The sequence below is a fragment of the Klenkia taihuensis genome, assembly GCF_900112525.1.
Classification (GTDB): Bacteria; Actinomycetota; Actinomycetes; order Mycobacteriales; family Geodermatophilaceae; genus Klenkia; species Klenkia taihuensis.
On sequence record NZ_FOMD01000002.1, the window covers coordinates 395,551 to 414,373 of the forward strand.

The 18,823-nt window shown below is 73.5% G+C and carries 18 protein-coding genes; 6 read left to right on the forward strand and 12 right to left on the reverse strand.

Annotated elements, in window-relative coordinates; genetic code table 11:
• Window positions 1–166: 166 nt before the first annotated feature.
• From hpt to dacB, 4 genes are all read right to left on the reverse strand, one after another.
• On the reverse strand, window positions 167–748 hold the full coding sequence (gene hpt / locus BM158_RS09840; RefSeq protein WP_091557327.1) for a hypoxanthine phosphoribosyltransferase: 582 nt from the start codon (window positions 746–748) through the stop codon (window positions 167–169).
• Entirely contained in the window at window positions 745–1,716 is a 972-nt protein-coding gene (gene tilS, locus BM158_RS09845; protein ID WP_091557331.1) for a tRNA lysidine(34) synthetase TilS, read from the reverse strand. Before tilS ends, hpt begins: the two co-directional genes overlap by 4 nt.
• A 1-nt stretch (window position 1,717) precedes the next feature.
• On the reverse strand, window positions 1,718–2,791 hold the full coding sequence (locus tag BM158_RS09850) for a zinc-dependent metalloprotease (protein WP_091557335.1): 1,074 nt from the start codon (window positions 2,789–2,791) through the stop codon (window positions 1,718–1,720).
• Between the two features lie 98 nt (window positions 2,792–2,889).
• Entirely contained in the window at window positions 2,890–4,296 is a 1,407-nt protein-coding gene (gene dacB / locus BM158_RS09855; protein ID WP_091557339.1) for a D-alanyl-D-alanine carboxypeptidase/D-alanyl-D-alanine endopeptidase, read from the reverse strand.
• A 104-nt stretch (window positions 4,297–4,400) separates the two neighbouring features.
• Between dacB and BM158_RS09860 the strand changes: the two genes are divergently transcribed.
• The gene (locus BM158_RS09860) at window positions 4,401–4,895 is read left to right on the forward strand and encodes an inorganic diphosphatase (protein ID WP_091059257.1); all 495 of its coding nucleotides are present in this window, start codon (window positions 4,401–4,403) and stop codon (window positions 4,893–4,895) included.
• 78 nt (window positions 4,896–4,973) lie between these two features.
• On the opposite strand, the gene BM158_RS09865 is transcribed toward BM158_RS09860, so the two are convergent.
• Window positions 4,974–5,948: an NAD(P)H-dependent flavin oxidoreductase gene (locus BM158_RS09865; protein WP_091557342.1), complete on the reverse strand. Its 975-nt coding sequence runs from the start codon at window positions 5,946–5,948 to the stop codon at window positions 4,974–4,976.
• Between the two features lie 118 nt (window positions 5,949–6,066).
• Here BM158_RS09865 and BM158_RS09870 point away from each other — a divergent pair, with 118 nt between their 5' ends.
• From BM158_RS09870 to chrA, 3 genes are read left to right on the forward strand one after another with little or no spacing between them, the layout of a single operon-like run.
• The gene (locus BM158_RS09870; protein ID WP_191328695.1) at window positions 6,067–6,585 is read left to right on the forward strand and encodes a Chromate resistance protein ChrB; all 519 of its coding nucleotides are present in this window, start codon (window positions 6,067–6,069) and stop codon (window positions 6,583–6,585) included.
• Window positions 6,582–7,022, forward strand: coding sequence for a chromate resistance protein ChrB domain-containing protein (locus BM158_RS09875; RefSeq protein WP_091557344.1), 441 nt, complete (start codon window positions 6,582–6,584; stop codon window positions 7,020–7,022). The genes BM158_RS09870 and BM158_RS09875 overlap by 4 nt, the downstream gene beginning before the upstream one ends.
• A 49-nt stretch (window positions 7,023–7,071) precedes the next feature.
• Window positions 7,072–8,481, forward strand: coding sequence for a chromate efflux transporter (gene chrA, locus BM158_RS09880; protein ID WP_091557348.1), 1,410 nt, complete (start codon window positions 7,072–7,074; stop codon window positions 8,479–8,481).
• A 6-nt stretch (window positions 8,482–8,487) separates the two neighbouring features.
• Here the strand turns inward: chrA and BM158_RS09885 are convergent, their stop codons facing one another.
• From BM158_RS09885 to arsM, 3 genes are read right to left on the reverse strand one after another with little or no spacing between them, the layout of a single operon-like run.
• Window positions 8,488–8,892: an arsenate reductase ArsC gene (locus BM158_RS09885; RefSeq protein ID WP_091557351.1), complete on the reverse strand. Its 405-nt coding sequence runs from the start codon at window positions 8,890–8,892 to the stop codon at window positions 8,488–8,490.
• A complete protein-coding gene (gene arsB, locus BM158_RS09890; protein ID WP_091557355.1) occupies window positions 8,889–10,016 on the reverse strand; it encodes an ACR3 family arsenite efflux transporter in 1,128 nt (375 codons plus the stop codon). The genes BM158_RS09885 and arsB overlap by 4 nt, the downstream gene beginning before the upstream one ends.
• Complete coding sequence (arsM, locus tag BM158_RS09895; protein ID WP_207506364.1) at window positions 10,013–10,783, reverse strand: arsenite methyltransferase; 771 nt, start codon at window positions 10,781–10,783, stop codon at window positions 10,013–10,015. The genes arsB and arsM overlap by 4 nt, the downstream gene beginning before the upstream one ends.
• 99 nt (window positions 10,784–10,882) lie before the next feature.
• Here arsM and BM158_RS09900 point away from each other — a divergent pair, with 99 nt between their 5' ends.
• On the forward strand, window positions 10,883–11,239 hold the full coding sequence (locus BM158_RS09900) for an ArsR/SmtB family transcription factor (RefSeq protein WP_091557360.1): 357 nt from the start codon (window positions 10,883–10,885) through the stop codon (window positions 11,237–11,239).
• A gap of 27 nt (window positions 11,240–11,266) precedes the next feature.
• On the opposite strand, the gene BM158_RS09905 is transcribed toward BM158_RS09900, so the two are convergent.
• Entirely contained in the window at window positions 11,267–12,079 is an 813-nt protein-coding gene (locus BM158_RS09905) for a sulfite exporter TauE/SafE family protein (protein WP_207506366.1), read from the reverse strand.
• Between the two features lie 327 nt (window positions 12,080–12,406).
• On the opposite strand from BM158_RS09905, the gene BM158_RS09910 reads away from it, so the two are divergent.
• Window positions 12,407–13,636, forward strand: a complete 1,230-nt coding sequence (locus tag BM158_RS09910; protein ID WP_091557365.1) for a tyrosine-type recombinase/integrase — start codon at window positions 12,407–12,409, stop codon at window positions 13,634–13,636.
• A gap of 734 nt (window positions 13,637–14,370) precedes the next feature.
• Here the strand turns inward: BM158_RS09910 and BM158_RS09920 are convergent.
• The 3 genes from BM158_RS09920 to BM158_RS09930 all read right to left on the reverse strand — a co-directional run bounded on the left by BM158_RS09920 (window position 14,371) and on the right by BM158_RS09930 (window position 18,821).
• Window positions 14,371–15,180, reverse strand: coding sequence for a DUF3800 domain-containing protein (locus BM158_RS09920; RefSeq protein ID WP_109504842.1), 810 nt, complete (start codon window positions 15,178–15,180; stop codon window positions 14,371–14,373).
• A gap of 758 nt (window positions 15,181–15,938) precedes the next feature.
• Window positions 15,939–18,020: a heavy metal translocating P-type ATPase gene (locus tag BM158_RS09925; protein WP_091557370.1), complete on the reverse strand. Its 2,082-nt coding sequence runs from the start codon at window positions 18,018–18,020 to the stop codon at window positions 15,939–15,941.
• Window positions 18,021–18,191: 171 nt separating this feature from the next.
• Window positions 18,192–18,821, reverse strand: a complete 630-nt coding sequence (locus BM158_RS09930) for a DUF305 domain-containing protein (RefSeq protein ID WP_229827716.1) — start codon at window positions 18,819–18,821, stop codon at window positions 18,192–18,194.
• Between the last annotated feature and the right edge of the window lie 2 nt (window positions 18,822–18,823).

Consider the following 18,823-nt stretch of genomic DNA (forward strand, 5'->3'; position numbering starts at 1 on the left):
CCGATGCCGGGCGACCGGGTGACCCCGGGGTGCCCGTCGACCCTCCTGCTCGTCCGGGGACGCCGCGCGACGTGAGGGATCCTGCGTCGCGACGGGCGACGTCGTCGGATCGACGGTACACCGGGGACGCTGTGCGCCCCCTGCTCAGCGGCTGGGGGTCAACCCGCTAGGAGGAGTACACCTCGGGCTTGAGCGTGGCGATGTAGGGCAGGTCGCGGTAGCGCTCGGCGTAGTCCAGGCCGTAGCCGACGACGAACTCGTTGGGGATGTCGAACCCGACGTACTCGACGGGGACGTCGACCTTGACCGCGTCGGGCTTGCGCAGCAGTGCGCACACCTCGAGGCTGGCCGGCCCGCGCGAGCCCAGGTTCTTCAGCAGCCAGGACAGCGTCAGGCCGGAGTCGATGATGTCCTCGAGCACCAGCACGTGCTTGCCGGTGATGTCGCGGTCGAGGTCCTTGAGGATCCGCACGATGCCCGAGGAGCTGGTGGCCGACCCGTAGGAGGAGACGGCCATGAACTCCATCTGGGTGGGCAGCTGCAGCGCCCGGGCGAAGTCGCTCATGAACAGCACGGCGCCCTTGAGGACGCCGACCAGCAGGACCTCGCGGCCGGCGTAGTCGACGGCGATCCGGTCGGCCAGCTCGCGGATCTTCTCGTCGATCTGCTCGGTGGACAGCAGCACGTGGTCGATGTCGGGGCCGTAGCCGTGGTCCGGGCCGAGGGGGCCGCGGGGGGTCTCGCTCACGGGTGGGGCTCCTCGCTGGGGGGTTCGCTGCGCTGTGCTCGGGGGCCGTGCAGCGCAAGCCTGCCAGACGACCGGACGACGCCCGCACCGCCGGGGAGGTCCACCCGGCCCTGCCCGCGCCAGGCGACGACGAGGGCGTCGACGGCGTGCAGGTGCACCGCGGCGAGGTCGGGGGTGCCCGCCGCCAGCAGCCAGCGGCGCAGCACCCGTCGGCGCAGCGCGGCCGGCAGCGCGGCCAGCGTCGCGCAGTCGGTGGGGTCGGCGACGGCGGCGGCGAGCTCGTCGAGGGCCCCGGTGTCCTCCTGCAGCAGCGCGGCCGTGCGGGCCAGCGCCGCGGCCACCCCGCCGCCGAGCACCTCCTCCAGCAGCGGCAGCACCTCGGTGCGCAGCCGGACCCGGGTGAAGGCCGGGTCGGTGTTGTGCGGGTCCTCCCACACCGGGAGCCCCTGCGCGGCGCAGGCGGCGCGGGTGGTCGCGCGCGGCAGGTCCAGCAGCGGCCGCCACCACGGCGGGCGCAGCGGCGCCATCCCGGCCAGCGAGCGGGGTCCGCTCCCCCGGCCCAGGCCCAGCAGCACGGTCTCGGCCTGGTCGTCGCGGGTGTGGCCCAGCGCCACGCGCGCCCCGTGCTCGGCGGCCGCGGCCGACAGCGCGGCGTACCGCGCCTCCCGCGCCGCCGCCTCCGGGCCCCCCGCCGTCCCCACCCGGACCCGCCGGACGAGCACGGGGTCCAGGCCCAGGCCGCGCAGCAGCGCGGCGGTCGCCCCGGCGCGCTCGGCGGAGCCGGCCTGCAGCCCGTGGTCGACGGTCACCGCCCCGGCGGGGACCCCGGCGCGGGGTGCCTCGAAGGCCACCGCGGCGGCGAGGGCCAGGGAGTCCGCACCGCCGCTGCAGGCCACCAGCACCGGTCCGGTGAGGCCCGGGCGGACCGCCGAGCGGACCGCGGCGACGGCGGGGGCGGGTCCGGCCACCTCAGTAGGGGGTGATGACCCGGTCGACCCACCGCTGCGGGTCGGTGAGCTCCTCCTTGCGCGGGAGGGTGCCCGGCGATGTCCAGACGGTGTTGAACGCCTGCATGCCGACCCGGTCGACGACGCCGGCGACGAAGTGCCGGCCGTCGGCGTACTGCTGCATCTTCTGCTCCAGGCCCAGCAGCCGGCGCAGCACGCGGTCCACCGGGCCGACGCCCTTGCGGCGCTGGCCGAAGCGCTTGCGGAGGGTGCGCACGCTGGGGACGACGTCGGGCCCGACGCCGTCCATGACGAACTCCGCGTGCCCCTCGACCAGGCTCATCACCGCGGTGACCCGGTCGAGCACGGCCTGCTGCGCGGGGTCGCCGACGAGGGCCATCAGCCCGGCCGGGGCGTCGCCCTCGAGCGGCTTGCCGCGGACCGCGTCGGACAGGCTGGCGACCACGTCGCGCAGCCGCTCGCGCAGGGCGGCGGGGTCGAGGTCGCTGACCCGGACGAACTCCTGCACCTGGGACTCCAGGTAGGTGCGCAGCCAGGGGAAGGCGGTGAACTGCAGCTGGTGGGTGACCTCGTGCAGGCAGACCCACAGCCGGAAGTCGTGCGGGTCGACGCCCAGCTTCCGCTCGGCGTCGACGATGTTGGGGGCGACCAGCAGCAGCCGGCCGCCGGTGCCGAAGACCTCGTACTGGCCGAGGACCTTGGAGGACACGAAGGCCAGCACCCCGCCGGCCTGCAGCCCGGTGGCCCGACCGCCGACCGCGCGGGCGACCGCGCCGGGACGGCTGCCCGACTTCTCCTGCAGCGCCTCGGTGAGCGGGTCGAGCAGGGCGGCCATGCCCCCGGTGTTGGCGCGCACCCAGCCGGGCCGGTCGACGACCGCGGTGACCGGGGTCGGGGCGCCGGCGGCCGGGGTCAGGCCGGTGAGGCCCTCGACGTGGGCGACCGCGGTCCCGGCGCACTCGTGCAGCTCGTCGACGACCGCGGCGGCCTCGGCGCGGGTGGTCTGCGGGCCGGCGCCGGCCAGCCGCGAGGCCGTGCGTGCGGCGAGGTCCCAGTCCACCAGCGAGTCGGCCATGGCACCCACCGTAGGCGCAGCGATGATCAGGGCCCCTGGTCGAACTCCGTCCTCCCCCACGAGCTCTGGTGCAGGAGGACGGAGTTCCCTGCAGGAGGTCAGGAGCAGCCGCAGGCGGCCATCCGGGCGGCGACGGCGTCCAGCGCGGCCTCGGCCGCCGAGACGTTGCCCGGGGTGCCGTCGGCCAGCAGCGCGAAGGCCAGCAGCCGGCCGTCGGCGGTGGTGACGACGCCGGCGAGGGCCGAGGTGGTCGCCAGGGTGCCGGTCTTGGCGCGCACGGTGCCGGGGGCGGTGGCGGGGTCGGCGTCCCCGCGGTCGGCGAGCGTGCCGGTCCACCCGGCGACCGGCAGGCCGGACAGCAGGCTGCCCAGCTCGGGCCGCGAGCCGTCGGCGGCGGCCTCGAGCACGTCGACCAGCAGGCGGGCCGGGACGGCGTCGGTGCCCGAGAGCCCGCTGCCGTCGGACAGCGTCAGCCCGGTCGTGGTGAACCCGGCGGCGCCGACCGCGGCGGCCACCGCCTCGGCGGACCCGGCGAAGCTGGCCTCCCGGCCGGTGGCCAGCGCGACCTGGCGGGCGAGGTCCTCGGCGAGCAGGTTGTCCGAGGCGGTGAGCGCCTGCTCGACCAGCCGCTCGACCGGGGCGGACTCGACGGTGCCCAGCACCTGGGCCCCGGCCGGGGCGGTGCCGAGGGCGACCGGGGCGCCGAGGACGCCGAGCGCGGCGGCGAGGGCGGCACCGGCGTCGGTGCCGGGCTGGCCGCTGCGCTGGCTGCGGCCGGGGACCACGCGGGCGCCGTCGACGGCGGCGGCGGTGACCGGGGCGGCGTAGGTCGACGGTGCGTCCTCCGCGCCCCAGGCCGGTGCGGTGAGCGGGCCGGTGAACAGCGAGCCGTCGACGACGACGGAGGTGACGGGGGTGCCGGCGAGCGCGGTCTGCACCTGGGCGGCGAGGTCGGCGACGGTGGGCGCGCCGGGGTAGCTCTGCGAGGGCGCGGTGGTCGACAGGGTCGGGTCGCCGCCGCCGACCAGCACGACCTGCCCGGGCTCGGCGCCCGCGACCACCCGGGTCTCGATGGTGGCGCCGGGGCCGAGGGTGGTGAGCGCGGCCAGCCCGGTGAGCAGCTTGGCGGTGGAGGCCGGCGTGCCGGGGTCGTCGGCGTCGGTGTCCAGCAGCGTCGCGCCGGTGGCGACGTCCACCACCTCGGCCGACAGGCCGCTGCCCAGCGCGGGCGCGGCCAGCAGCGGCGCCAGCGCGGCCTGCAGGGTGGCCGGGTCGGGTGCGGGGGCGCCGGTGGACAGCGCGGCCAGCGCCGCGGCGGGCTCGGTGAGCTCCGGCAGCTGCGCGTCGGGGACGGCGACGGCGTCGGTGGGGACGGCGGCGACCGCGTCGGGGTCGGCGTCCTCGCGGGTGGTCAGCAGGACCGCCCCGGCGGCGAGCGCGGCGACCACGCAGAGGGCGACGAGGACCTGCCAGAGGCGTCTGCGCCAGTTCCGGCGGGCCCGCACGGTGACCGTGCCAGAGGTGGGCGGGGCGCTCGCGATGACCCCTCCCCCACAGGTTCCGGACCCTCGACGTCCCACGGTCGCCGGTCGTGGGCCACACTACGTCGGTGCAGTTCGACGTGACGGTAGAGATCCCCAAGGGCCAGCGGAACAAGTACGAGCTGGACCACGCCACTGGACGCATCCGGCTGGACCGGATGCTGTTCACCTCGACGCGGTACCCGGCCGACTACGGGTACATCGAGGCGACCCTCGGTCAGGACGGCGACCCGCTCGACGCGCTCGTGCTCCTGGAGGAGCCGACGTTCCCCGGGTGCCTCATCACCTGCCGGGCGATCGGCATGTTCCGGATGACCGACGAGGCCGGGGGTGACGACAAGGTGCTGACCGTGCCGGCCACCGACCCGCGGATGGCCCACCTCAAGGACATCACCGACGTGTCGGAGTTCGACCGGCTGGAGATCCAGCACTTCTTCGAGACCTACAAGGACCTCGAGCCCGGCAAGAGCGTCGAGGGCGCCAACTGGGTCGGTCTCGCCGAGGCCGAGGCGGAGATCAACGCCTCCTTCGAGCGCGCCAAGCAGGCCTCGAACCACCACTGACCGCACCTACCGCACCCGGACGACCGAGGGGCGCCGCACCGACCGGGTGCGGCGCCCCTCGTCGTGGGCGGGGTCGGGTCAGACGGCGGCCGGGGTGAGGACGGCGGCATCGAGTGCGGCCTTGGCCTCGGCGTACTCCCGGCCCAGCCGGGCGACCAGCTCGGCGGCGGGGACGACGGCGTCGACGGTGCCGATGCCCTGGCCCGAGCCCCAGACGTCGCGCCAGGCCTTGGCCCCGCCGTCGGACCCGAAGCTCATCGCGCTGGGGTCGGAGGTGGGCAGGTCGGCGGGGTCGAGGCCGGCGGCGCGGATGGAGCCGGCCAGGTAGTTGCCGTGCACGCCGGTGAACAGGTTGCTGTAGACGATGTCGGCGGCGGAGCTGTCGACCACCATCTGCTTGTAGCCCTCGGCCGCCCGCGCCTCGGTGGTGGCCAGGAACGCCGAGCCGACGTAGGCGAGGTCGGCGCCGGCGGCCTGCGCGGCCAGCACCGACGAGCCGTGCGCGATCGCGCCGGACAGCGCCAGCGGCCCGTCGAACCAGCGGCGGATCTCCCGCACCAGCGCGAACGGCGACGTCGTCCCCGCGTGGCCGCCGGCGCCGGCGGCGACCGCGATGAGGCCGTCGGCGCCCTTGTCGACCGCCTTGTGCGCGAAGCGGTCGTCGATGACGTCGTGCAGGACGATGCCGCCGTAGGAGTGCACCGCGTCGTAGACGTCCTCGCGGGCGCCCAGCGAGGTGATCACGATCGGCACCTCGTGCTCGACGCAGAGGGCGACGTCGGCCTCGAGCCGGTCGTTGGAGCGGTGCACGATCTGGTTCACCGCGTAGGGGGCCACGGCGGCGCCGGTGGCGGCCGCGGCGGCCAGCCGCTCGTCGATCTCGGTCAGCCAGTCACCGAGCTGGGCGGCCGGGCGGGCGTTGAGGGCCGGGAAGGAGCCGACCACGCCGGCCGAGCACTGGGCCACGACCAGGTCGGGGCCGGAGACGATGAACATCGGCGAGGCGACGACCGGCAGGCTCAGCCGGCCCCGCAGCACGTCGGGCAGGGTCATGCCCGGGACGGTACACAGTCAGCCCTGACCGTCACGACCAGCGCGGCGCCGGACGGGCGGGAGGACGGCGACGGGACCCGGGTCGCCATCCCCGGTGCAACTGTGGTTGCATCGGTACGTGACCAGCGCGACGGTCGGGCGGGAGTGGGTGGTGCTCAGCCACCGCCTGCCCCGGGAGCCCTCGGGGCCGCGGACGACGGTGTGGCGGCGGCTGCGGCGGATGGGGGTGGCCTCCTTCGGCGACGGCGTCGTGGGGTTGCCCGCCGACGCCCGCACCCGCGAGGAGCTCGAGTGGGTCGCCGCCGACGTGGTCGCCGCCGGTGGCCGCGCCGGGGTCTGGCTGGCCCGTCCGGTGACGGCCGAGCACGAGCAGCAGCTGCTGGCCGAGATGACCGCCGCCCGCGCCGAGGAGTACCTGGCCCTCGCCGAGGCCGCCGAGCAGGCGGCCGGGCTGGCCGGCGACGAACGGACCCGCGAGCTGCGCCGGCTGCGCCGGGAGCTGCGCGCGGTCACCCGCCGCGACTTCACCTCCCCGCCCCAGCGCGACGACGCCGAGCGGGCCGTCGCACGGCTCGGCCGACCGGCGGGCGGCGCGGGGGTCGAGCAGGCCCGCGCCACGACGGCGGGGCCGGCATGAGGTGGGCGACCCGGGCCGGTGTCCACATCGACCGTGCGGCCTGCGCGTGGCTGATCCGCCGGCACATCGACCCCGCGGCGGAGTTCGTCTTCCTCGACGACTGGTCCGACCCGGCCGCGCTCCCGGCCGACCTGGTGCTCTTCGACGTCCCCGGCGCCGGGTTCGGCCACCGCGGGGAGGACTGCACCTTCGAGACCCTGCTGCGGGTGCACGAGCTGCACGACCCGGTGCTGTGGCGGATCGCCGAGGTCGTGCACGTGGCCGACCTCGACGACGACGCCTTCGACGCCCCCGAGGCACCCGGCATGGACGCCGTGGTGCGCGGGCTGTCGATGATCGGCACCGACGAGCAGACCCTCGCGGTCACCGACGCCGTGTTCGACGGCCTGCACGCCTACCACCGCCAGCGGCTGCTGCGCGGGCACGAACCCGCCTGACCCCCACCCGCAGCACCGGGCCCCGCGCCCACGGCCCCGAGGACCAGCGATGACCCCCGACCCCGCCCCGCCGCGACCGGGCACCGGCACGGCCGACCCGACGGGGCGGACCACGGTCCCGTTCCGCGCCGCCGTGAAGGCCTGGTTCCTCATCTCGCTGCAGACCTTCGGCGGGCCGGCCGGCCAGATCGCGGTCATGCAGCGCTCCCTGGTCGAGGAGCGTCGCTGGATCGGCCAGCGCCGGTTCCTGCACGCGATGAACTACTGCATGCTGCTGCCCGGCCCCGAGGCCCAGCAGCTGGCCACCTACACCGGCTGGCTGCTGCACGGCACCCGCGGCGGACTGGTCGCCGGCGGCCTGTTCGTCCTGCCCGGTCTGCTCGCCCTGCTGGCGCTGTCCGCGGTCTACGTCGCCTTCGGCACCACGACCGCCGTCCTGGCGCTGTTCGCCGGTCTGGCGCCGGCGGTGCTCGCCGTCGTCGTGCAGGCCGTCACCCGGGTCGGGAAGAAGGCCCTCACCAGCCCGGCCCTCGTCGCCGTCGCGGTCGCCGCGTTCCTCGCGCTCACCCTGTTCGGGGTGCCCTTCCCCGTGGTCGTGGCCGTCGCCGGGCTCGCCGGCTGGGCGGTGGGCCGGTACCGGCCCGGGATGCTGCGGCAGAGGCCGGGGGCCGCCGACGTCGACGACGGCCCGCCGCCGGTCGTCCCGGACGACGTCCTGCACGCCGAGGCCCCCTCTGCCGGGCGCACCCTGCGCACCCTGGCCGTGGGGCTGGTCGCCTGGGGTGTGCCGATCGGCCTCGTCGCCGTGCTCACCGGTGCGCACTCCACCCTGACCGAGCAGGGGCTGTTCTTCTCCGGCGCCGCGGTGGTGACCTTCGGCGGCGCCTACGCGGTGCTCGCCTACGTCGCCCAGCAGGCCGTCGCCGTCTACGGGTGGCTGTCCCCCGGGGAGATGGTGCGCGGGCTGGCGCTGGCCGAGTCCACCCCGGGGCCGCTGATCATGGTCGTGCAGTTCGTCGCGTTCCTCGGCGCCCACCGCGCCCCGGGCGACCTGGACCCGTGGGTGGCCGCCGTCCTGGCCTCGCTGCTGGTCACCTGGGTGACCTTCGTGCCCAGCTTCCTGTTCGTCCTGCTCGGCGCCCCCTACATGGAGCGGCTGCGCGGCAACCGCAGCCTGTCGGCGGCGCTCACCGGCATCACGGCCGCCGTCGTCGGGGTGATCGCCAACCTGGGCGTCTACTTCGCCGTCCACACGCTGTTCGCCGAGAGCGGCCGGGCCGCGTGGGGGCCGGTCGCCCTGGAGCTGCCCGACGTCACCACCCTGCGGCCGGTCGCGGCCGTGCTGACCGTGGTCGCCGCGGTGCTGCTGTTCAAGGTCAAGCTGTCGGTGCTGACGACCCTGGGCGTCTGCGCCCTGCTCGGCCTCGCCGCGGGGCTCGCCGGGCTGCCCGTGGCGTGACCGCCGTCAGCCGACGACGTCGAGCTCGGCGAGCAGGCCGCGGACCCGGGCCTCGATCTCGTCGCGGATCGGCCGGACGGCCTCCACGCCCTGACCGGCGGGGTCGTCGAGGTCCCAGTCGAGGTAGCGCTTGCCGGGGAAGACCGGGCAGGCGTCGCCGCAGCCCATGGTGATGACCACGTCGGAGGCCTGCACGGCCTCGGTGGTCAGCACCTTCGGCGTGGCGGCGGAGATGTCGACGCCGACCTCGGCCATCGCCTGCACGGCGGCGGGGTTGACCTGGTCGCCCGGCAGGGACCCGGCGGACCGGACCTCGACGGCGTCCCCGGCCAGGTGGGTCAGCCAGCCGGCGGCCATCTGCGAGCGGCCCGCGTTGTGCACGCAGACGAACAGGACGCTGGGGGTGGTCACGGGGCCGTGCTCCTCGGGGTGGTGGGGACGGTGGGGTCGCCGGGGAACCAGCGGCGGGCGGCCCACAGGGACACGTAGACCAGGGCGACGAGGACCGGCACCTCGATCAGGGGGCCGACGACGCCGGCCAGGGCCTGCCCGGAGGTGACGCCGAAGGTGCCGATGGCCACGGCGATGGCGAGCTCGAAGTTGTTGCCGGCCGCGGTGAAGGCCAGCGTCGCGGTCTTCGCGTAGCCCAGCCGCAGCCGCACGCCGAGGGCGAACGAGCCGCCGAACATCAGCGCGAAGTAGGCCAGCAGCGGCACGGCGATGCGGACGACGTCCCAGGGCTGGGAGGTGATCGCGTCGCCCTGGAGCGCGAAGAGCACGACGATGGTGAACAGCAGGCCGTAGAGCGCCACGGGCCCGATGCGGGGCAGGAAGCGCGTCTCGTACCAGGTGCGGCCCTTCCGGCGCTCACCGATCGTCCGGGTGAGGAACCCGGCGAGCAGCGGGATGCCGAGGAACACGAGGACGGAGACGACGATGGCCCAGACGCTGAACTCCGCGGAGGTGGTCGACAGGCCCAGCCAGCCGGGCAGCACCTGCAGGTAGAACCAGCCCAGGGCGGCGAAGGCCAGGATCTGGAAGACCGAGTTGATCGCGACCAGCACGGCGGCCGCCTCGCGGTCGCCGCAGGACAGGTCGTTCCAGATGAGCACCATCGCGATGCAGCGGGCCAGGCCCACGACGACCAGCCCGGTGCGGTACTCGGGCAGGTCGGGCAGCAGCAGCCAGGCCAGGGCGAACATCAGCGCCGGGCCGACGAGCCAGTTCAGGGCGAGGGAGGCCAGCAGCAGCCGTCGGTCGCCGGTGACGCGGTCCAGCTCGGAGTAGCGGACCTTGGCCAGCACCGGGTACATCATCAGCAGCAGCCCGACGGCGATCGGCAGGCTCACGTCGCCGACCGTGACCGCCTCCAGCGCGGTGTCCAGGCCCGGGACGGTGCGGCCCAGCACGAGCCCGAGCGCCATGGCGGCGACGATCCACACCGGCAGGAACCGGTCCAGGGTGGACAGCTGCGCCAGCACCGGGGTGTCGGTGGTGGTGCCCGGGCGGCGGGCCTCGCGGACGGGGTCGCTCACGGGGCGGGCTCGGCGGGCTTGGTGGCGGCGACGACCGCGCCGTGCAGGCCGTCGGCGACCTCGTGGGTGAAGGTGACCGTGGCGTCGACGAAACCGGCGGCGGCGAGCCCGGTCAGGTACTCGTCCCTGGAGAGGGCCCCGGCGATGCAGCCGACGTAGGAGCCGCGCTCCGCGCGCTGCTCGGGGGTGACGTGGTCCTCGGCGACGACGTCGGAGATGCCGATCCGCCCGCCGGGGGTCAGCACCCGGAAGGCCTCGGCGAGCACGGCGGGCTTGTCGGTGGACAGGTTGACCACGCAGTTGGAGATCACCACGTCGACCGCGGCGTCGGGCAGCGGGAGCGCCTCGATGGTGCCGGCGAGGAACTCGACGTTGGTCACCCCGGCCCTCGCCGCGTTGGCGCGGGCCAGCTCGAGCATCTCCTCGGTCATGTCCACCCCGTAGGCGAACCCGGCCGGGCCGACCCGGCGGGCCGACAGCAGCACGTCGATGCCACCACCGGATCCCAGGTCCAGCACCCGCTCCCCCGGCCGCAGGTCGGCCACGACCAGCGGGTTGCCGCACCCCAGGGAGGCCAGGACCGCCTCGGTGGGCAGCTGCGCGCTGGACTCCGCGTCGTAGCGCGCGGCGCCGAACCGGTCGTCCACCTCCGGGGCCCGCGCTGCAGGCGCACAACAACCGTCGGCGTCGGCGCCGGCGACCGCCCGGGCAGCGGCGGCGTACCGCGCCCGGACCTCCTCGCGCAGGTCCTCGCTCGTGGCGGCCACGACCCCTCCATCCATCGACGTCTGTCGATGGGCACTGTGCCTGATGCATAGATGGTCGTCAATATCGACAGTCGTCGATGGCTGCGGCACACTCGGCCCATGACGACGGCCCTGCACGCCACGGTCGAGGCGCAGGCCTGCTGCGCCCCGCTGGTCGCCGCGCCGATCAGCCCACCGGACGCCGAGGCCCTCGCCCGCACGCTCAAGGCCCTCGCCGACCCCACCCGACTGCGGCTGCTCTCCCTCGTCGCCGCCCACGAGGGCGGGGAGGCCTGCGTCTGCGACCTGACCGACCCCGTCGGGCTGTCCCAGCCGACGGTGTCCCACCACCTCAAGGTGCTCGTGGACGCCGGCCTGCTCACCCGCGACAAGCGCGGCGTGTGGGCCTACTACGCCCTCGTCCCCGGCGCGCTGGACTCCGTCGCCGCGGTGCTGGCCACCCGCCTGCGCGGCTGACCGCGGCTCCGGGCCGGTGTCCGGGGGTCAGTGCCGCCAGACGCGCACGGCCGACAGCAGGAGCAGCAGCACGAGCAGCGGCACGAGGACGGCGCCGGGCACCACGCCGAGCAGGAGCCCACCGACCACGGTGCCCGCGACGGACCCCGCAGCCATGACGAGCACGAAGCGCCCGTTCTCCCGCAGGACGGCGAACGCGGCGTCGCGGCGGTACCGGGCGAAGGCGACCAGCATGGTGGGCAGCGAGACGACGAGGGACAGGCTGCCGGCGGTGGTGATCCCGACCCCGAACAGCAGCACGACGGTGGGGATCAGGAGCTCGCCCCCGGCGACGCCCAGGAGCGCGGCGACGACCCCGATGCCCACCCCGGCGAGCGCGCCGACCACGACCCGCCAGACCGCCGGCAGGTCCCACGACCCGACGACACCGGCGTGGTTGACCAGCAGCACGACGGCGACGAGAACCAGCAGACCGCCCAGCACCCGGTGCAGGGTGGCCGACCGCATGCGCACGGCCCAGCCCGCACCGAGCCAGGCGCCGGCCAGGCTGCCGCTCAGCAGGACCGCCACCACCGACCAGTGCGCGACCAGTTCGCCGAACGGGACGGCGACCAGCCGCGCGGGCAGCGCCGCGGTCACCACCACCAGGCTCATGGCCTTGTTGACGATCACCGCGGACAGGGCCGCGAAGCCGAAGACGCCGATGAGCAACGGCAGCCTGAACTCCGCCCCGCCGAGGCCGACCAGTCCGCCCAGCAGACCGACCGCTCCACCAGCGAGGAAGGCGGCGACCGCCGAGCGCCGCCGGACCGGCGCTGCGGGACCGGCGCTCCGGGGCACACCGGGACGGTAGCCGCCGGCGTCCGGACGAGGACGTGGAGCCGCCTGTCGGAATCGAACCGACGACCTTCTCATTACGAGACCGCATCTTCTGAAACCATGTAGGACCAGCTCAGACCGCTTATGACCGTCTTTCCAGGTCATCGGGGGGGTCGACGACCGCCTTCGACCACCCATGACCATGTGCCGCCGGCTACGGCGTTGCAACCGCGTTCCCAACGGGTGCCCTGCCAGCGGTCCGTCACGAGCACCCCTCCCCCGGCCACCTGCACCGACAGATGCCGGCCGGCCGTTGCCGACCAGCGGCCCGGGTGAAGGGAGTCGGCGATGACCGGGACGGTGTTCAAGAGGTGCCCCTGCCCGCCCGTCACGGATGCCAGCGGGCGTCGCAAGAACTGTCCCAGGCGGCACGGGTCCTGGTACTTCGCCCACGACGTGCGCGACCCGTCCGGGAAGCGACGACAGCTACGACGCGGCGGTTACGACTCCGCCGCGGACGCCCGAGAAGCACTCCAGGCCTCGATGACCGCAACCGGTCAAGGCGTGCGCGTCCAGGACCAGCGGAAGACCAGCGTCGCCGACTACCTGGAGGGGTGGCTGGAGCGCAAGAAGGACTCCGGCCGCTTCCGACCGTCGACGGCGCTGAACACCCACCAGCACCTGCGTGACTACTGGATCCCCCTCCTCGGGCACTACCGGCTCAGCGACCTCACCGTGGACGACGTCGACCGCGCCCTCGCCAGCATCCGCAAGGAGGGCACGCGACCCAAGCCGCTGTCCGCGGAGTCCGTCCGCCGTATCCACGCCACCCTGCGGGCAGCGCTGAACGACGCGGTCCGCCGCCGCGTCCTGCAGTACAACCCCGCAGCGCTCGCCGAGCTCGAGCCGACCCGACGTCCCAAAGTCCGTCCGTGGGAGCCGGACGAGTTGGGCGCCTTCCTCGACCACGCCGCCGCACACCGCCTGGGCGTGCTCTACGAGGTGCTCGCCATGACCGGGCTCCGTCGTGGCGAGGTGGTCGGTCTGCGGTGGGCTGACATCGACCTGGGCAAGCGCGTGCTCTGGGTGCGCCAGTCGGTGGTGCAGGTCGGCTACGACAGCGTCGTGGGCACGCCGAAGACGGCCAGCGGTGAGGACCGCCGGGTGGACCTCGACGAGGCCACCGTGGGGTCACTCATCGCTCACCGGCTCCGACAAGACGAAGCCCGGGCCGCTCTCGGGGAGGCCTACGAGGACAACGACCTCGTGTTCCCCCGCGAGGACGGCGCCTACCTCAAGCCAGAGGTCGTCTCGAAGACCTTCCACAAGCTGGTCGACGCCGCCGGACTACGCAAGGTGCGCCTGCACGACCTCCGGCACGGCCAGGCCTCCATCATGCTGGCGGCCGGCGTCGACATGACCGTGGTCTCCAAGCGCTTGGGGCACTCCGGGATCCGGATCACCTCGGACACGTACACCCACCTGCTCGAGGGGGTGGGCCGCCAGGCCGCCGAGGCTGCTGCGGCGCTCGTGCCGCGGGGATCAACGGCCAGACCTGGCGTCGATCAGCTGGGGTGACATAGCCAGCCGTCCGCGACCAGGGTCAGGGGACAACCGGGGTGGACGGAACCAAGCCGAGGAAGGTGCGAAGGCCGGCAGTGGGCACGACCCACTGGCGGCCCACCCGGTAGACGGGGAAGGGCAGCTCTCCGCGGCCTGCAAGTGCGTAGGCCGTCGTGGACCCGACCCCGAGTGCAAGGCGGCATGCGGTGACGAGATCGGTCCGGACGCCCAAGTTGTCGACACTCGGGGTTGCCGGCAACTGGGCAGCGCCGCCGTCTCCAGCCTCCGAGGAGACAGCTGTGATTCGTCGGCCGCAGTGAACGTCCACGCCCGGGATGGTCAGCTGCTCGTCCATCGAGCTCCCTCCTGCTACCCGTCGACAGCGACAGGCGGCTTTCAGGGCGGACACCTGCCAATCGACGCAATTGACCGCGATCCCTCCCTGGCGAGGTTCCCGCAGCGAGACACCGCCGCGGGCGTCCTGGCAGGTGATCCGCCGATTGTGAAGCAGCAACGCTTGCCGGCCACCGTGATCGCCTGCGGCAGCTCGGCAACCGGCCCCGGGGAACAAGAACGTCCCCCGGCCCGCAGAAGCGAACCGGGGGACGCGTGATCTTGTGAGATCGGGTGGCTTGTTGTTCCGCCATGCCCCTCTGCTCAGCTGGTGGACCTGAGGCCCATGCCGAGTGCGCAGCTGGTGAGCCTGAGGCTCATACCGCGCGAACCGAGCATAGTCACGAACTGGGAGATCATGCAGATGGCGCGGCACGAGAAACGCGTCTCGTGTCACTCGTTCGAGTTGGCTTCACGACCCGGAGCGCGGCCTTCTGCTCGCCACCGCGCGAGCGAAACGTGGCCAGGTTGATGCGATCACCGCGGCCATCGAGCATCCCCGGCGACCCGAAGGTCTGGCCCAGGCGTGCTGCCACCTTGGCCTTCGCGCTTCCGCCGTCTCCACCGAGGCCAGCGAGACGGTGGCGCTCGAACCTGAGGGCGCCGGCAACCAGATCAGCGATCTGCAGCAGATCATTGCTCTTCGAGTCGGCCGACAGGGCGGAGACGACAGATGTGGCGTTCAAGCGCCGGTTGACCTGCATGCGCACGGTGTCCTCGAGGGAGCAGTCCGGCGGTGTGGTCACCATGTCCACCATCAGACCGACCAGCTCTCGCCTGTTGATGCACCCCACCAGCAGCTGCGTCGCGACGTCGGCGTGGACGAGCCACTCAGGCCGGCCCCGACCGAACGGGTTGTGCACTGCAGTCTCGACGACACAGCCGACCAAGTGCGCGTCCGTCTCCTCCAGCCGACCGATCAGGTCGTAGTAGAGAGACTGACTACCCCGGTTTATCCCGGAGAACTTCAGCTCGCCCTCGTGACCCCAGTGGTCCCGAAGCGCACGCATCGTTCGGGTCAGCTGGCCGGGTCGACGGACCTTGATGCCACCAACGACGAAGAACTTCGCACCGGTCGCCCTGGCGCCACTTTCATCAAGGCAGATGGTCGATGTGGGGTAGTCACGAGGGACGTGGACGTGGGAGGCGCGCTTTGCGGTGACCACCGGCGCACCCCTATCGGTTGTATGAACTGCAGCGGTGTAACTCTACCTGTGGGCAACGACTTCAGGAACTGACCAATCTCCTGTGTCGAACATGCGTCCGGATATCGAGGTCAGACCCGGGGATCCGTGTGCGGGCTCCGCTGACTCGATGCGGATGCCCGCTGCATCTTGTCGCCGGTCCGTGCTGGGGCTGGCTGGGACGGTCCCACCTCGACGCCATACACATCACGACGAATTGGTGTCAGCCAGCTTGCAAGAGGTGTGTCGGTCCGGCTTGGCCTCGTCCAGGACGCGAAGGAGGCGGCTGGGCGGCGGCACGCAGGAGCGAGTTGCGCCGAACCGCGCTGCGTCTCGCTCTGGTCGTACCTAGGTCTCTGTCGAGCGATTCGGTCCGGCCACCTGCGGCAGCGCGAGTGCTTGGCCAGCGCGGTCAGCCTCGTGGACAGCGCACCCACCCTGTAGCGACGCGCCCAGCAGGATTGGCCATCCAGACCTCATACACCGCCGGTCACACGACCTGCCGAGAGGTGCGGCCCAGGCCGGGTGGCCACGGCCGGGACATCACCCCTCCGCCGCCTGCCAAAACTGGCGGAGCTTCAGGGGCCCCAACCGTCCCCCTGCACGGTTCCGGCGGCGAGGTGACGGCCAATCTGCGTGACCGCAAGATCGCGTCGTCTCGTACTGGTTCGCATGCTGCGGCGGCGGTCCGGAGTTGCGTTACTCGCTTGAGGTCGTCAGGCCGTCGTGTTGATTCCGGTCTACACAGCGGGGGCCCGTTCGTCATTCCCGCGCGGCCGCAGATCGAGGCGCCGTAGTAGTTGGGCGTTGAGCGCGACGACCACGGTGGAGGCGGACATGAGCAGGGCGCCCGCCGACATGGGCATGACGAAGCCGATCGGGGCGAGGACGCCGGCGGCGAGGGGGACGGAGATGAGGTTGTAGCCGGCTCCCCAGGCCAGGTTCTGCATGCTCTTGCGGTAGGTCGCGGTCGACAGGTCGATGACCGAGACGACCGAACGGGGGTCCTCGCTGGCCAGCACGATCCCAGCGGAGGCGATGGCGACGTCGGTGCCGGCCCCGATGGCGATGCCGACGTCGGCCTGGGCCAGAGCGGGGGCGTCGTTGACGCCGTCACCGACCATCGCCACCCGGCGGCCTTCGTCCTGCAGCGCGGATACGGTCGCGGACTTGTCCTCCGGGCGGACGCCGGCGAAGAAGCGGGCGATACCCAGCTGCCCGGCGACCGAGGCGGCCACCGCCTGCGCGTCGCCAGTGATCATGACGACGTCGACGCCGCGAGCGCGCAGCTGGTCGACCGCGGCCCGGGACTCAGCCCGCACCTCGTCGGCCAGTGCCAGGGCGCCGGCGACCTGACCGTCGACGAGGACGTGCAGGATGATCGCCCCGTCCTCGCGCCACTGGTCGGCGACGGGCAGCTCGTGGGCACCGGCCTGCTCGAGCAGGGCTGGCCCGCCGACGGCGACGGTGCGCTCCTCGACGGTGGCCTGCACGCCGACGGCCGGGGACGAGGTGAAGCCCGTCGCGGCAGGCACGGTCGCCCCCCGGTCGGCGGCGGCGCGGACGACGGCGCGGGCGAGCGGGTGCTCGGAGTCGGCTTCGGCGGCCGCGGCCCAGGCCAGCAGCTGGTCCTCGTCGGTCTGGTCGTCGGCGGGCCGGACCGCGGTGACGGTGGGGCGGCCGAGGGTGAGGGTGCCGGTCTTGTCGAACAGCACGGTGTCCACCGTGCGCATGGCCTCCATGGACAGCCGGTCCTTGACCAGGACGCCGGCTCGGGCCGCGCGCTCGGTGGCGATGGAGATGACCAGCGGGATGGCCAGCCCGAGGGCGTGCGGGCAGGCGATGACCAGCACGGTGATGGTGCGGATGACGGCCTCGTCGGGGGACCCGAGCAGCGACCACACGATCGCGGTGACCACCCCGGAGCCGAGGGCGAACCAGAACAGCCACCCGGCGGCGGTGTCGGCCAACCGCTGGGCGCGGGAGCCGGAGGCCTGCGCGTCCGCGACGAGCTTCCCGATGCCCGCCAGGGCGGTGTCCTCGCCGGTCGCGGTGACCTCGATCCGGATGCCCGAGTCGGTGGCGACCGTGCCGGCCACCACTGTGGAGCCGACGTCGCGGGTCACGGCGCGTGACTCGCCGGTGATCATCGACTCGTCCACCGCGGCCGACCCGTCGACCACGCGCCCGTCGGCCGGGATGCGCCCGCCTGGGCGGACGAGGACCACGTCACCGACCTCCAACTGGTCGGGGGTGACGGTCTCCACCTGTCCGTCGCGCAGCCGCTCGGCCTCGTCGGGCAGCAGCGCGGCCAGGGAGTCCAGCGCCGAGGCGGTCTGCGCCAGCGACCGCATCTCCAGCCAGTGGCCCAGCAGCATGATGACCACCAGCAGGGCCAGCTCCCACCAGAAGTCCAGCCCGTGGCGGACCAGACTCAACGTGGCCGCCCACGAGGCGACGAAGGCGACGGTGATGGCCAGCGCCACCAGCAGCATCATCCCCGGCTGCCGTGCCCGGATCTCCGACACCGCGCCGGTGAGGAAGGGGCGACCGCCCCACAGGTAGATGACCGTGCCCAGCAGGGGTGACACCCACTCGACCCATGTCACCCCGGGCAGCGGGTAGCCGACGATCGAGGCGAACATCGACGAAAGGGCCACTGTGGGGACCGCCAGCAGCAGGTTCCACCAGAACAGGCGGCGGAACATCGCCACGTGGTCTCCGTGCCCCCCGTGGTGGGAGTGCTCGTCGTGCGCCTCGTCGTGGCTGCCCTCGTGGGTGTCGCCGTGGGCGGCGGGGGCGTGCGCGTGATTGCTCGCCATGGTGGCCTTCCCTGATACCTAGGGGGGGTATGCCTTACTGGGCCCGGTATACCACCGGGGGGTATACCGGGCCAGTCTCCGGGGAGCCCGGCCGCAGGGTTGGCCAGCCGGTCCGCCGGTGGCGGAGCCGCGGTGGCCGGAGACGCGCGCGCCCCCGGCCACCGGAGGGGCCTATTGCGTGGACAGGTCCTGGAGCAGCTGCTCCATCTCGGTGATCTCCGCACTCTGGGAGTCCCTGATGTCCTGCGCCATCGCGACGGCGTCGGCGTCCTCGCCGTCAGTGATCTCGGTCTGGGCCATGCCCACCGCGCCGGTGTGGTGCTCGAGCATCATCTGCAGCCACATGCGGTCGAAGTCGATGCCGGAGGCGCCCTCCAGGGCGGACATGTCCTCCTCGCTCATCATCCCGCCGTGGTCCATGCCGGAGTGGTCCATTCCGGAGTGGCCGCCGTCCTCATCGTCGGAGGAGGCGCCCCAGTCCTGGAGCCACCCATTGAGCATGTCGATCTCGGGGCCCTGGGCAGCCTCGATCCGCTGGGCGAGGTCGATGACCCGCGGGTCGGTCGACCGGTCGGGCACGAGCTCGGCCATCTCCACGGCCTGCTCGTGGTGGGGGACCATGTCCTGCGCGAACGTGACGTCGGCGGCGTTGAAGGTGGCGTCGGCCGGCACCGAGCTGCTGGAGGCCGGCTGGTCGTCGCCGCCGGAGCAGGCCGCGAGGGCCAGGCCGCCGGCCAGCAGGACGCCGGCGAGCCGGATGGTGCGGCGATGGGAGGTACGGGAGGGCAGGGTGAAACGCACGA